General features: G+C 64.3%; 11 protein-coding genes. 10 read left to right on the top strand and 1 reads right to left on the bottom strand.

Annotated elements, in window-relative coordinates; genetic code table 11:
- The first annotated feature begins 130 nt into the window (after window positions 1–130).
- From WBG56_RS11845 to WBG56_RS11830, 4 genes are all read left to right on the top strand, one after another.
- Window positions 131–1,345 carry an ABC transporter substrate-binding protein gene (locus WBG56_RS11845; protein WP_424268524.1) on the top strand — a complete coding sequence of 405 codons (1,215 nt, stop codon included), beginning with the start codon at window positions 131–133 and terminating at the stop codon, window positions 1,343–1,345.
- Window positions 1,346–1,461: 116 nt separating this feature from the next.
- Window positions 1,462–2,337, top strand: coding sequence for a branched-chain amino acid ABC transporter permease (locus WBG56_RS11840; protein ID WP_424268522.1), 876 nt, complete (start codon window positions 1,462–1,464; stop codon window positions 2,335–2,337).
- Window positions 2,338–2,340: 3 nt separating this feature from the next.
- A complete protein-coding gene (locus WBG56_RS11835) occupies window positions 2,341–4,275 on the top strand; it encodes an ABC transporter permease subunit (RefSeq protein WP_424268520.1) in 1,935 nt (644 codons plus the stop codon).
- On the top strand, window positions 4,269–4,988 hold the full coding sequence (locus WBG56_RS11830; protein WP_424268518.1) for an ABC transporter ATP-binding protein: 720 nt from the start codon (window positions 4,269–4,271) through the stop codon (window positions 4,986–4,988). Before WBG56_RS11835 ends, WBG56_RS11830 begins: the two co-directional genes overlap by 7 nt.
- 33 nt (window positions 4,989–5,021) lie before the next feature.
- Here the strand turns inward: WBG56_RS11830 and WBG56_RS11825 are convergent, their stop codons facing one another.
- The gene (locus tag WBG56_RS11825; protein WP_424268516.1) at window positions 5,022–5,696 is read right to left on the bottom strand and encodes a Crp/Fnr family transcriptional regulator; all 675 of its coding nucleotides are present in this window, start codon (window positions 5,694–5,696) and stop codon (window positions 5,022–5,024) included.
- Between the two features lie 147 nt (window positions 5,697–5,843).
- Between WBG56_RS11825 and WBG56_RS11820 the strand changes: the two genes are divergently transcribed.
- The 6 genes from WBG56_RS11820 to WBG56_RS11795 all read left to right on the top strand — a co-directional run bounded on the left by WBG56_RS11820 (window position 5,844) and on the right by WBG56_RS11795 (window position 13,001).
- Window positions 5,844–7,805: an AMP-dependent synthetase/ligase gene (locus WBG56_RS11820; protein WP_424268514.1), complete on the top strand. Its 1,962-nt coding sequence runs from the start codon at window positions 5,844–5,846 to the stop codon at window positions 7,803–7,805.
- Window positions 7,806–8,639 carry an ABC transporter ATP-binding protein gene (locus tag WBG56_RS11815; RefSeq protein WP_424268512.1) on the top strand — a complete coding sequence of 278 codons (834 nt, stop codon included), beginning with the start codon at window positions 7,806–7,808 and terminating at the stop codon, window positions 8,637–8,639.
- A 9-nt stretch (window positions 8,640–8,648) separates the two neighbouring features.
- Window positions 8,649–9,578, top strand: a complete 930-nt coding sequence (locus tag WBG56_RS11810) for a branched-chain amino acid ABC transporter permease (RefSeq protein ID WP_424268510.1) — start codon at window positions 8,649–8,651, stop codon at window positions 9,576–9,578.
- Window positions 9,579–9,610: 32 nt separating this feature from the next.
- Window positions 9,611–10,672 (top strand): branched-chain amino acid ABC transporter permease, encoded by a 1,062-nt coding sequence (locus tag WBG56_RS11805; RefSeq protein WP_424268508.1) that lies wholly within the window; start codon window positions 9,611–9,613, stop codon window positions 10,670–10,672.
- Window positions 10,673–10,796: 124 nt separating this feature from the next.
- Window positions 10,797–12,128, top strand: coding sequence for an ABC transporter substrate-binding protein (locus tag WBG56_RS11800; RefSeq protein ID WP_424268506.1), 1,332 nt, complete (start codon window positions 10,797–10,799; stop codon window positions 12,126–12,128).
- Between the two features lie 45 nt (window positions 12,129–12,173).
- Window positions 12,174–13,001, top strand: coding sequence for an ABC transporter ATP-binding protein (locus tag WBG56_RS11795; RefSeq protein ID WP_424268504.1), 828 nt, complete (start codon window positions 12,174–12,176; stop codon window positions 12,999–13,001).
- Window positions 13,002–13,007: the final 6 nt, after the last annotated feature.

The following is a 13,007-nucleotide window of genomic DNA, read 5'->3' as shown; positions in this document are numbered from 1 at the left end:
GGGTGCGGAATTATTTTCCGCCCTGCCCCGAGGCATTTTCCAACCGCTCCTGTGACGGATCGCTAGACTTTCCGCCGATACCATTCATGGCCGGCGTCGACAGTCGGCCGCATCACGCACAGGAGACTTCATGAAATTTTCCAAGACCTGCCTGGCCGCCGCGCTGACGTTGTCGCTGGCCGCCACGGTGCAAGCGGCGGACACCATCAAGATCGGCGTGTCCGGCCCGTACACCGGGGGCTCGTCCTCCATGGGCGTCAGCATGCGCGAAGGCGTGCGCATCGCCGCCCAGGAGATCAATGCGCAGGGCGGCGTGCTGGGCCGCCAGCTGGAACTGGTCGAACGCGATGACGAGGCCAAGAACGAACGCGGCGTGCAGATCGCCCAGGAACTGATCAATCGCGAACGGGTGGTGGCATCCCTGGGGTTCATCAATACCGGCGTGGCGCTGGCGGGCACGCGTTTCTACCAGCAGGCCCAGATTCCGGTCCTCGTCAATGTGTCCACGGGCACGCTGGTGTCCCGGCAGTTTGAACAGCCGAAATACCCGCACAACTACGTGTTCCGCACTTCGGCCGCGGACAATATCCAGGCGCCAATGATCGCCGCCGAAGCCGTGACCAAGCGCGGTTTCAAGAAGGTCGCCATCATGGCCGACTCGACCAACTACGGCCAACTGGGCCGCGAGGACATGGAAAAGGCCCTGGAAAAGCTGGGCGTCAAACCGGTTGCCGAGGAAAAATTCAATATCGGTGACGTCGACATGACCGCGCAACTGCTTCGCGCCAAGGAAGCCGGCGCCGAGGCGCTGCTGACCTACGCCATCGGACCCGAGCTGGCGCAGCTGGCCAATGGCATGGCGAAACTGGGCTGGAAGGTGCCGATGATCGGCAGCTGGACCCTGGCCATGGCCAACTTCATCGATACGGCCCGCGCCAACGGCGACGGCGCCCTGATGCCGCAGACCTTCATCCAGAACCCCAACACGCCCAAGCGCAAGGCGTTCATCGACGCCTACGTCAAGGCGGATCAACCGAAGAACGGCGTGATGGAGTCGGCGGTGTCGGCTGCTCAGGGCTATGACTCCGTCCTGCTGCTGGCGGCCGCCATCCAGCAGGCCGGCAGCACCAAGGGCCCGGACATCCGCGCGGCGCTGGAAAACCTGCAAAAGCCGGTTGAAGGCGTGATCATGACCTACAAACAGCCGTACTCGGCGACCGACCACGAAACCATCGATTCTCCCGACATGGTGTACATGGGCGAGGTGTCCAAGGGCCGCGTGATCTTCGCGCACGCGGAAGACGAAAAGCGCAGCATCGCCAACTCCGGGCAGGCCGCGCAGTAACCCTGCCTGATTCGTGTCTTCTCGCGGCGGCCTGACGGCCCGCCGGAGAGGCATGTCGTGCAGCGCCGTCCGGTGCGGTTCCGCCTGCCGGACGGCGCGTTTCGTTGGAATGTGTCATGACGATTTTTCTGCAGCTTGCCTATAGCGGCATTGCGCTGGGCATGATCTATGCGGTCATTGCCTTTGGTTATCAACTGACGTATGCCACCTCCGAGACCCTGAACTTCGGCCAGGGCGATGCCCTGATGCTGGGGGGGCTGGTGGGGCTGACGCTGGTCGGCTTTGGTGTCAGCTACTGGCTGATGATTCCCCTGGTCTGCATCTTCGGCATGCTGCAGGGCGCCGTGGTCGAACGCGTGGCGGTGCGCCCGGCGATCGAAGCCCGGTCCGAATTCGGCTGGATCATGGCGACCATCGCCCTGGGCATCATCTTTCGCAACGTGGCGGAGAACGTCTGGGGCCGGGATGCGCTGCGCTTCCCGTCGCCTGTGTCCGAAACGCCATTCACGGTCTTCGGCGCCCATATCCTGCCGATGGAGCTGCTGGTGGTCGGCGGGGCCTTGCTGATCATGGGGGCCATCGAGCTGTTCAACCGCACCTCGATCTACGGCAAGGCCGTGGTGGCCACCTCGGGCGACCGGGATGCGGCCGGCCTCATGGGCATCAACACCAAGCTGGTGATCACATTTTCCTACGCCTTGTCGTCGCTGACGGCGGCTTTCGCCGGCGTGCTGGTGGCGCCGCTCACGCTGACGGGCGCTTCGATGGGCGCGGTCCTGGGCCTGAAGGCCTTTGCGGTCGCCATCGTGGGCGGGCTCAACAGCGGCATGGGCGCCATCGTGGGCGGCCTGCTGCTGGGCGTGATCGAAACCATGACCGGTTTCTACCTGTCCACGGGCTACAAGGACGTGCCCGGCCTGATCCTGCTGCTGCTCGTGCTGACGTTGCGTCCGGCCGGCCTGTTCGGGAAAACCGCGATCAAGAAGGTCTGATCCATGAACAAGAAGTCATTGCTTTCGTTTGTGGCGCTGGCGGCCGTCCTGGCCGCGGTGCCATTGGTGGTGCAGAATCCGTACTACCTGCATCTGATCGAAACGATCCTGATCTATGCAGTGCTGCTGCTGGGGCTGGACATCGTCGTGGGCTACACCGGCCAGGTGTCGCTGGGCCATGCCGGCCTGTTCGGGATCGGCGCCTATACCGTCGGTGTGCTGATCCTGCAGCTGAACATGCCCTTCTGGGTCACGATTCCAGCGGCCATCGCGGTCACGGCCGTCTTCGGCGTGATCCTGGCGCTGCCTTCCCTGCGCGTGACGGGTCCCTACCTGGCGATGGTCACGCTGGCTTTCGGCACCATCATCCAGATCCTGATCAATGAAATGGGTTTCCTGACGGCGGGGCCCTTGGGCATCAGCCTGGACAAGCCCATGATCGGCGACCACATGCTGACCGGCCCGGAGTTCTTCTGGCTGGTGCTGGGCCTGCTGTCCCTGTCGGTGCTGTTTACCGAGCGGGTCGCGCGTTCGCATTACGGCCGTGCTTTCGAGGCCCTGCGCGACAGTCCGATCGCCTGCGATTGCATGGGCGTATCCGTCTATCGCTACAAGGTCGTGGCCTTCGTCATCAGCGCCGGGCTGGCGGGGCTGTCGGGCGCGCTGCACGCGTATTCCGAACAGTACATCTCGCCCAATACCTACACCTTCGAACTGATGGTGCTGTTCCTGCTGGCCCTCATCATGGGGGGGCGCAAGACCCGCTCCGGCGCACTGCTGGGGGCGGCCATCATCGTCTTGCTGCCCAAGATGCTGGATGACGTGTCCACGTTCCGTCCGTTGGCCATCGGCCTGGCTGTGCTGGTGACCATCGGCGCGACGGTGGCGGTGCGGCGCGGCCGGGCCACCTGGAAGCGCATGGCGGCGCCCGTCGTCGGCTCGCTGGCGCTGGCGGCGGGGTCGCTGGTCCTGGAGCAGATGACCGACTGGCGGCTGACGATCTTCGGGCTGATGATCCTGTTCGTGGTGTATTACCTGCCCGACGGCATCGTGGGGTTCGTCACCCAGCTTTGGGGCAGGCGCCGGAATGACGCCGAAGCGCCGTCCCCGGCGACGCCGGGCCTGGCCCAGGTGGGCCGCGATCCGGATGCCTCGCATGGGGTGCTGCTCTCGGTCAGCCGGGCCATCATGCAGTTCGGCGGACTCAAGGCCCTCAACGAGGTCGACCTGGAAGTGCGGCGCGGTACGATCCACGGCCTGATCGGGCCGAACGGATCGGGCAAGAGCACGATGATGAACGTGCTGACCGGCATCTATGTGCCGACTTCGGGTTCCGTGGTCTTTGCCGGCAAGGATCTGGCGGGCTTGACCTCGTCCGAGATCGCCGCTCGCGGCGTGGCGCGGACCTTCCAGAACGTGCAGCTGTTCGGCGAAATGACGGCGCTGGAAAACGTCCTCGTCGGCCTGCATCACACGTTCAAGAGCGGCCTGAGCAGCATCGCCCTGCGTCTGCCGCTGTGGCGCCGGGAAGAACGGGCGGCGCGGGATCGCGCCTATGCGCTGCTGGATTTCGTCGGCCTGGCGTCCTTGGCCGGCGAGGAAGCCCGCAACCTGCCCTATGGCAAGCAGCGCCTGCTGGAAATCGCCCGGGCGCTGGCCCTGGATCCGCACCTGTTGCTGCTGGACGAGCCTGCCGCGGGGTTGACGGCGCCCGATATCGAAGAGCTGCTGGCCATCATGCGCAAGATCAAGGAGCGCGGCCTGACCGTGATTCTGATCGAGCACCATATGGATGTGGTGATGGGCGTCTGCGATGCTCTGTCGGTGCTGGACTTCGGCCAGAAGATCGCCGAAGGCCTGCCGCTGGACGTGCAGGCGGACCCGCGGGTGATCGAAGCCTATCTGGGCGGTGAACAGGCAGGAGCCCAAGCATGTTGAAAATTGAAAATCTGGAAGCCGGTTACGGCAAGGTCAAGGTCCTGCACGGCATCAACCTGGAAGTCCCGGCCGGCAAGGTCGTGACCCTGATCGGGTCGAACGGGGCCGGAAAGACCACCACCATGAAGGCCATTTCGGGGATGCTGCGGCCATCGGCGGGCGTCATCACGCTGGGCGGCCGTCAGATCCAGGGGCTGGAATCCCACCGGATCGCCCGCCTGGGGCTGGCCCACTCCCCCGAAGGCCGGCGGGTCTTCCCCACGCTCAGTGTGACCGACAATCTGCTGCTGGGCGCCTTTCCGCGCCTGACCGGCAGCCGCGCCAAAGGCGACGTGGACCATGACCTGGCCCGCGCGCTGGAACTGTTTCCGCGCCTGCGGGAGCGTCGCACCCAGCTGGCGGGCACCCTGTCGGGGGGAGAACAGCAAATGCTGGCGATGGCGCGGGCGGTCATGCTGAACCCCGAGGTCATTTTGCTCGATGAACCTTCCATGGGATTGGCACCGATCCTGGTGGATGAGGTCTTTCGCATCATCGCGCGCCTGAAGGGCGAGGGCGTCACCATGCTGCTGGTCGAGCAATTCGCCGCGGCGGCCCTGGCGGTGGCGGATTACGGGTATGTGCTGGAAAACGGCCGCATTGCGGTCGAAGGCCCGGCGGCCCAGCTGCGCAGCGACCCGGCGGTGGCGGCGGCGTACCTGGGCGGCCACTGACGCCGGCGCCCCCGGGGAAGCGTGACCGGGGTGTCACACCCCGTACTGCTTCAGGCCGTCCAGGTCCAGCACCTGGACGGCGCCGTATTCGATCTTCAGCAGCCGGGCGGCTTCCAGGGCGCGCAGCGCCTGGTTGGTGCGCTGGCGGGATATCCGCGCCAGATAGCCGATTTCTTCCTGGGTGATTTCCAGGCGGGTGGAATTGCTGGGATACAGCAGCGGATTGAACAGTTCCGCCAGGCACCGGGCAACGCGGGCATCCGGGGCCAGCAGGCGGTCGTGTTCGGCCTTGCCGATGAACTGGGCCACCCGCTCGTTCAACTGATGCAGCAGAAAGCGGTTGAAGGGGATGCTGTTGTCGAGCAGCCAGTCGAATGTGTCGCCGCGCAGCCGGGCGATGACGCTGCGGCGCAGGGCGATGATGTCGTATTTCCGGGCTTCGCGCTTCAGCAGCGAGCCTTCGCCGATCCAGCCGCCCGCGGGTACGCCGGTGAGCGAGGCCAGTTTGCCGTCGGCATTGCCGACCGACACCTTGATCAGGCCGTCCACCACCCCGATCCAGGCCCCAGCCACCACGCCTTTGTGTTCGATGATGGTGCCGGCTTCGACCTGGGCCAGCGTGGTATCCCGGATGACACGCGCTTGTTGGGCGTCATCCAGCAAATCAAACCAGGCGGCGTGGGTCTGCAAAGCCCGTGACAGGTTCATGGGGAATTACCCTAGATCGTATGCGAATGTCATATGTGCGACAGTCCGGCGCGGGTGCGCCCTGTACCTTAGGGTGCATGACGCCTCGGATAAGGGGCGCACCACCGGGCCGCCTGCGATGGCATGCGGCCGGTCCAAGGAGACATCATGGTACAGGAATCCGCTGCGGCGGTGACGTTCCCCGCCTTGTTGATGCACCATGCGCAGGCGCGGGGCCAGCGGCCCGCCATCCGGGAAAAGGACCTGGGCATCTGGCAGACCCTCAACTGGCGCCAAGTGGCCGACGAAGTCCGCCGCATTGCGGCCGGACTGGCCGATCTGGGCGTGGCGGTAGGCGAACACGTGGCCGTCGTGGGTGAAAATCGCCCCCGGCTCTATATGGCGATGATGGCCGCCCAATGTCTGGGGGCGATTCCTGTGCCGCTCTACCAGGATGCCGTCGCCGACGAAATGGCCTTCGTCCTGCAGGATGCCCAGGTCGGCGTCGTGGTCGTCGAAGACCAGGAACAACTGGACAAGATGCTGGAAGTCTCCGGCCGCTGCCCGGCGCTGCGGGCGCTGGTCTATGACGATCCGCGCGGCCTGCGTCATTACCGCGATGCCCGGCTGCTGTCCTGGGAAGCCCTGCTGGAACGCGGCGAGGCCCGCATCGGCCGGCGGCCGGGGGAAATCGACGAACGCATGGCCGCCGTCGGGCCGGCCGACACGGCGGCCATGTTCTATACCTCGGGCACCACGGGCAAGCCCAAAGGCGTGGTGCTCAGCCACCAGGCGCTGATCGACCGGGCGCGGGTGATCGAACGCTTCGAAGGCCTGACCGATCATGAAGACGTGCTGGCCTATCTGCCGCCCGCCTGGATCGGCCAGAACATGTTCTCCTACACGCAGTTCCTGACCACCGGCTTCACGGTGAATCATCCCGAATCGCCCGATACCGTGTCCATCGATATGCGCGATATCGGTCCCACCTACTATTTCGCGCCGCCCCGGGTGCTGGAAGGCCTGCTCACCCACGTCATGATCCGGATGGAAGACGCCGGACGCCCCAAGCGCTGGTTGTTCCACCGGGCGATGGGCCTGGCCCGGCGGGTCGGCACGCATGTGCTGGACGGCGACGGTTCCGTGGGGGCCTGGGACCGTTTCAAATATGCGCTGGGGGACCTGCTGATCTACGGGCCGCTGCGCAACACCCTGGGCATGAGCCGGGTCCGGGTGGCCTACACGGCGGGCGAGGCCATCGGGCCCGACCTGTTCGTCTTCTACCGTTCCATCGGCATCAACCTGAAGCAGTTGTACGGTTCCACCGAAACTTCTGTTTTCGTCTGCGTGCAGGCCAACGGCCAGGTGCGCGACGACACGGTGGGCCCGCCTTGCGAAGGCGTGGACATCCGCGTGGTCGACAGCGGCGAGATCCAGGTGCGCAGCCCCGGCATGTTTACCGGCTACTACCGGAACCCGCAGGCGACCGCCGAATCCTACACGGCGGATGGCTGGTACCACACGGGTGATGCCGGCTACCTGGATGCCGATGGCCAGTTGAAGATCATCGATCGCGCCAAAGACGTCGGCCATCTGTCGGACGGCAGCCTGTTCGCGCCCAAATACATCGAAAACAAGCTCAAGTTCTTCCCCTTCATCAAGGAGGCCGTGGCGTTCGGCGCCAATCGCCCGGAGGTCTGCGCCTTTGTGAACATCGATCTGGAGGCCGTGGGCAATTGGGCTGAACGCCGGGGGCTGCCTTACGCCGGCTATACCGACCTGGCATCCAAGGACGAGGTCTACGAGCTGATTCGCGACTGCGTCGAGCAGATCAACCGCGATCTGTCCCAGGACCCGAAACTGTCGGCGTCGCAGATCGCCCGGTTCCTGATCCTGCATAAGGAACTGGACCCCGATGACGACGAGCTGACCCGCACCCGCAAAGTCCGCCGCGCCTTCATCGCCCAGAAATACGCCGTGCTGGTGGACGCCCTGTTCGAGGGGCGCGACCGGCAGTACATCGAAACCGAGGTCAAGTTCGAAGACGGGCGCAGCGGCCGGATCGCCGCCGATCTGCGGATCGAACCGGCCGCCGTCGTCCGGCCCGAAGCCCTGAAAAAGGTGGCCTGAATGATAGACTCGATCGCCCAGGCGGCCGACGACCTGACCCCGGGGGCGGACCGCGCCAGCCGCATCGGGCCGGCCATCCTGGACCTGCAGAACATTTCCCTGTCCTTTGGCGGGGTCAAGGCCCTGACCGACATTTCCTTCGATGTGCGCGAACACGAGATCCGCGCCATCATCGGCCCCAACGGCGCGGGGAAAAGTTCCATGCTGAACGTCATCAACGGCGTCTACACCCCCCAGGAAGGCCGCATCCTGTTGCAGGACCAGCAATTCTCCCGCATGAACTCGCGCCGCGCCGCCGAAATGGGGATCGCCCGAACGTTCCAGAACCTGGCGCTGTTCAAGGGCATGAGCGTGCTGGACAACATCATGACCGGCCGCAACCTGCGCATGAAAAGCGGGGTGCTGGCCCAGGCCCTGCGCCTGGGCTCGGCCGAGCGCGAGGAACTCGCCCACCGCGCCGTCGTGGAAAACATCATCGATTTCCTGGAAATCCAGGCCTGGCGCAAGACTCCTGTGGGCCGGTTGCCCTACGGATTGCAGAAACGCGTCGACCTGGGCCGCGCCCTGGCCATGGAACCGCGCATCCTGCTGCTGGACGAGCCCATGGCCGGCATGAACATGGAAGAAAAGCAGGACATGAGCCGCTACATCCTGGACGTGAACGACGAATTCGGCACCACCATCGTGCTGATCGAGCACGACATGGGGGTGGTGATGGATATTTCCGATCGGGTGGTGGTGCTGGATTACGGCCGCAAGATCGGCGACGGCACGCCCGACGAGGTCCGCGGCAACCCGGATGTCATCCGCGCCTATCTGGGCACCACACACTAGGGAAACAGCATGGGATTCTTTCTGGAAACCGTGATCGGCGGCCTGATGAGCGGCATGCTGTACGCGCTGGTGGCCCTGGGCTTCGTGCTGATCTTCAAGGCCTCGGGGGTGTTCAATTTCGCCCAGGGCGCCATGGTGCTGATCGCCGCACTGGCCATGGCCCGGCTGTCGGGCTGGATCGATGGCTGGCTGGGCGGGCAGTCCCTGTGGCTGTCCAATCTGCTGGCCTTCGCGCTCAGCGCCGCCTTCATGTGGCTGATCGCCGTGCTGGTCGAACGCTGGGTGCTGCGTCATCTGGTCAACCAGGAAGCCACGACGCTGTTGATGGCCACGATCGGCATCAGCTATTTCCTGGACGGCATCGGTCAGATCCTGTTCGGCAGTTCGGTGTATTCGATCGACGTGGGCATGCCCAAGGACCCGGTCTTCATCCTCGACAGCCTCTTCGAAGGCGGTGTCCTGGTCAGCCTGGAAGACCTGACCGCGGCCGTCGTGGCCGCCGTGCTGGTGGCCGTGCTGGCCTTCTTTTTCCAATACACCACGGTGGGACGGGCCTTGCGCGCCGTGGCCGATGACCATCAGGCGGCCCAGTCGGTGGGTATCCCCCTGAACCGCATCTGGGTCGTGGTCTGGACCGTCGCCGGCCTGGTGGCTCTGGTGACGGGCATCGTCTGGGGGTCGAAATTCGGCGTGCAGTTCACCTTGTCCACCGCCGCATTGCGGGCGCTGCCCGTGGTGATTCTGGGCGGGCTGACCTCGGTGCCGGGGGCCATCGTGGGCGGGCTCGTCATCGGCGTGGGTGAAAAACTGTCCGAGGTCTACCTGGGGCCGTTCGTGGGCGGCGGCATCGAAATCTGGTTTGCCTACATGCTGGCCCTGGTGTTCCTGCTGTTCCGGCCGCAGGGGCTGTTCGGCGAAAAAATCATTGACCGCGTCTGACCGGTTCAGGCGTCACGGGGGAGTCCGCATCCATGTTCTATCGTGAAAACGGCCAGTTCAAGAGCACCTATCGGTCGGATCAGCAGATTTTTCCGATCCGCCAGGACCGCTGGTTCATGGGCGTCCTGCTGGTCGCGGCCTTCGTGGGCGTGCCGGCCCTGGCGTCGGAATACTGGCTGCAGGCCATCCTGATTCCCTTCCTGATCCTGTCGCTGGCGGCCATCGGCCTGAACGTGCTGGTGGGCTATTGCGGGCAGATCTCCATCGGGTCGGGGGCCTTCATGGCCGTGGGCGCCTATGCCGCCTGGAACTTCGGCGTGCGCCTGGACTTGCCCCTGGTGGTGCAGATCCTGCTGGGCGGGGTCTTTGCCACCCTGGCGGGCGTGGTGTTCGGCGTCCCCAGCCTGCGCATTCGCGGCCTGTATCTGGCCGTGACCACGCTGGCGGCCCAGTTTTTCATGGACTGGGCATTTCTGCGCATCCCGTATTTCACCAATTATTCGACCTCGGGCAATGTCTCGGTCCCGGCCCTGGATTTCTTCGGCCTGCCGGTAGTCACGCCCATTCAGAAGTATCTGTTCGTGCTCTGTTTCGTGGTGGTGATCGGCGTGCTGACCAAGAATCTGGTGCGCGGGGCGATCGGCCGGCAGTGGATGGCCATCCGCGACATGGACGTGGCCGCCGCCGTCATCGGCATCCGCCCGGTCTATGCCAAGCTCACCGCCTTTGCCGTCAGTTCCTTCATCATCGGCGTGGCGGGCGCTCTGTGGGCATACATCCATCTCGGGTCCTGGGAACCCCTGGCCTTCGACCTGAATCGTTCGCTGCAGTTGCTGTTCATCATCATCATCGGCGGCCTGGGGTCGGTCATCGGCAGTTTTTTCGGGGCGGCCTTCATGGTGCTGGTGCCCGTGCTGCTGACCAACGTCCCGCATGCCCTGGGGCTGTCCATCCCCGTGGACATCGCCGCGCACATCGAACACATGGTGTTTGGTTTCCTGATCGTGTTCTTTCTGATCGTGGAGCCGCACGGCCTGGCCAGGCTGTGGAGCATTGCCAAGGAGAAGCTGAGGATCTGGCCGTTTCCCCACTAGGGCGCGCGGCCCGGCGCAGGCGTGGTCCTGTGCCGGCGGCGGGTCCCGGTGGTGTCATCCCGGGGCGCATCCAGCCGGATGCGTTCCATAAAAAAGGTGCCATCAGCACCAGGAGGAGCTACAGATGAAGCATGCATTGACCAAGACCACGGCGGCCGTCGTGATGGCCGCCGCCGGGCTGATGGGGGTAGCCAGCACCGCCCAGGCCGCCGAGGAAAATTTCATTCCCCTGCTGGTGTATCGCACGGGGTCGTTCGCGCCGCTGGGGATTCCCTGGGCCAACGGCAAGCTGGATTACCTGAAGATGGTCAACGAGCGCGACGGCGGGGTCAATGGCGTCAAGATCGTCTACGAGGAATGCGAAACGGCTTATTCCACGGACAAAGGGGTCGAGTGCTACGAACGGCTGAAGGACAAGTTCGGCGGCGCCACCGGATACGACACGCAGTCCACGGGCATCACCTTCGCCGTCACCGACAAGGCCATGGTGGATGGCCGTTCCGTCGTGACGGTGGGCTATGGCCTGTCGCAATCGGCCGATGGCCGGGTGTTCAAATGGAACTTCCCGCTGCTGGGCAATTACTGGACCGCCTATGACTCCATGATCCAGGACATCGCGAAGAACCTGGGCGGCGTGGACAAGCTCAAGGGCAAGAAGATCGCCCTGATCTACCATGATTCGCCTTTCGGCAAGGAACCCATCCCGTTGCTCGAGGAACGCGCCAAGGACAACGGCTTCGAGCTGCAGGTCTATCCTGTCGCCGCCCCCGGGGTGGAGCAGAAGTCGACCTGGCTGCAGATCCGCAAGAACCGCCCCGATTTCGTCCTGTTGCAAAGCGCCGGCATCATGACGCCGACCGCCATCCGCGAGGCCCAGGCGGTGGGGTATCCGCGCGACAAGATGTACGGCATCTGGTGGGCCAGTTCGGAAACCGACGTGGCCGACCTGGGCGATACGGCCAAGGGCTACCACGGCATCACCATCCAGAACAGCGCCGAACATGGCCGCGTGCATGACGACGTCAAGAAGTACGTCTATGACAAGGGCGAAGGCTCCGACAAGGATGGCAAGACCTTCGGGTCCATCGCCTATACGCGCGGCATGATGATCTCCATGCTTCAGGTGGAAGCCATCCGCACGGCCCAGGAGAAATTCGGCAAGGGCAAGGCCATGACGCCGGAGCAGGTGCGCTGGGGCTATGAAAACCTGAACCTGGACGAGGCGCGCCTGGAAAAACTGGGGTTCGCCAAGCTGATGCGTCCGGTCAAGACTACCTGCGAAAATCACATGGGCACCGACTGGGCGCGGATCATCCAGTGGGACGGCAAGAAGTTCAATGTGGTGTCCGACTGGTACCAGTCCGATCCGAAGTACATCAAGCCGCTGGTGCAGGCCCTGGGTGAAAAATACGCCACGGAAAAGAAACTGCCCGTGCGGGATTGTGCAGCCGAGTAAGCCGTGCCGGGGCCGGGCGCATGCCCGGCCCCCAGGAGAAGATTCATGGAAAGCGCACAGGCCTCCGAGCCCGCCGTCCTGTTGAACGTCAATGGCATCGAGGTCATCTACAACCACGTGATCCTGGTGCTGAAGGGTGTATCGCTCAGTGTGTCCGAAGGCCGCATCGTGGCGCTGCTGGGCGCCAATGGCGCGGGCAAGACCACGACGCTGCGGGCCATTTCAAATCTGTTGCGGGGCGAACGCGGCGAGGTCACCAAGGGCAGTATCGAATATCGCGGTGAACGCATCGAATCGCTGTCGCCAGCCGATCTGGTGCAGCGCGGCGTGGTCCAGGTGATGGAAGGCCGTCATTGCTTCGCCCACCTGAGCATCGAGGAAAACCTGCTGACGGGGGCCTATACGCGGCGCCTGGGGCGCGGCGATCTGACGGCGGCGCTGGAACGTGTCTACCAGTATTTTCCGCGTTTGAAACAGCGTCGCAAAAGCCAGGCGGGCTATACGTCGGGCGGCGAACAGCAGATGGCCGCCATCGGCCGGGCGCTGATGGCCGATCCGCGCATGATCCTGCTGGACGAACCTTCCATGGGGTTGGCGCCGCAGATCGTCGAGGAGATCTTCGAGATCGTGCGCGACCTGAACCAGCGCGAGGGCGTCAGTTTCCTGCTGGCCGAACAAAATACCAGTGTGGCGCTGCGCTATGCCGATTATGGCTACATCCTGGAAAACGGCCGCGTCATGATGGATGGTTCGGCCGGGTCGCTGGCTGAAAACGAGGATGTCAAAGAATTCTATCTGGGGGTTTCGGGGGCCGGACGCACCAGCTTTCGCGACACCAAGTTCTATCGCCGGCGCAAGCGCTGGCTGGCTTGATACACA

Origin of the sequence: Castellaniella sp., from assembly GCF_049671645.1 — a bacterium.
GTDB lineage: Bacteria > Pseudomonadota > Gammaproteobacteria > Burkholderiales > Burkholderiaceae_B > Castellaniella.
Note: the sequence above shows the minus strand (reverse complement) of the source record. Positions and strands in the feature narration are given on the sequence as shown.

Excerpts from the sequence above, each read along its gene's own strand:
- WBG56_RS11845 (WP_424268524.1), top strand. The coding sequence starts at position 131 with ATGAAATTTTCCAAGACCTGCCTGGCCGCCGCGCTGACGTTGTCGCTG.
- WBG56_RS11840 (WP_424268522.1), top strand. The coding sequence starts at position 1,462 with ATGACGATTTTTCTGCAGCTTGCCTATAGCGGCATTGCGCTGGGCATG.
- WBG56_RS11835 (WP_424268520.1), top strand. The coding sequence starts at position 2,341 with ATGAACAAGAAGTCATTGCTTTCGTTTGTGGCGCTGGCGGCCGTCCTG.
- WBG56_RS11830 (WP_424268518.1), top strand. The coding sequence starts at position 4,269 with ATGTTGAAAATTGAAAATCTGGAAGCCGGTTACGGCAAGGTCAAGGTC.
- WBG56_RS11825 (WP_424268516.1), bottom strand. The coding sequence starts at position 5,696 with ATGAACCTGTCACGGGCTTTGCAGACCCACGCCGCCTGGTTTGATTTG.
- WBG56_RS11820 (WP_424268514.1), top strand. The coding sequence starts at position 5,844 with ATGGTACAGGAATCCGCTGCGGCGGTGACGTTCCCCGCCTTGTTGATG.
- WBG56_RS11815 (WP_424268512.1), top strand. The coding sequence starts at position 7,806 with ATGATAGACTCGATCGCCCAGGCGGCCGACGACCTGACCCCGGGGGCG.
- WBG56_RS11810 (WP_424268510.1), top strand. The coding sequence starts at position 8,649 with ATGGGATTCTTTCTGGAAACCGTGATCGGCGGCCTGATGAGCGGCATG.
- WBG56_RS11805 (WP_424268508.1), top strand. The coding sequence starts at position 9,611 with ATGTTCTATCGTGAAAACGGCCAGTTCAAGAGCACCTATCGGTCGGAT.
- WBG56_RS11800 (WP_424268506.1), top strand. The coding sequence starts at position 10,797 with ATGAAGCATGCATTGACCAAGACCACGGCGGCCGTCGTGATGGCCGCC.
- WBG56_RS11795 (WP_424268504.1), top strand. The coding sequence starts at position 12,174 with ATGGAAAGCGCACAGGCCTCCGAGCCCGCCGTCCTGTTGAACGTCAAT.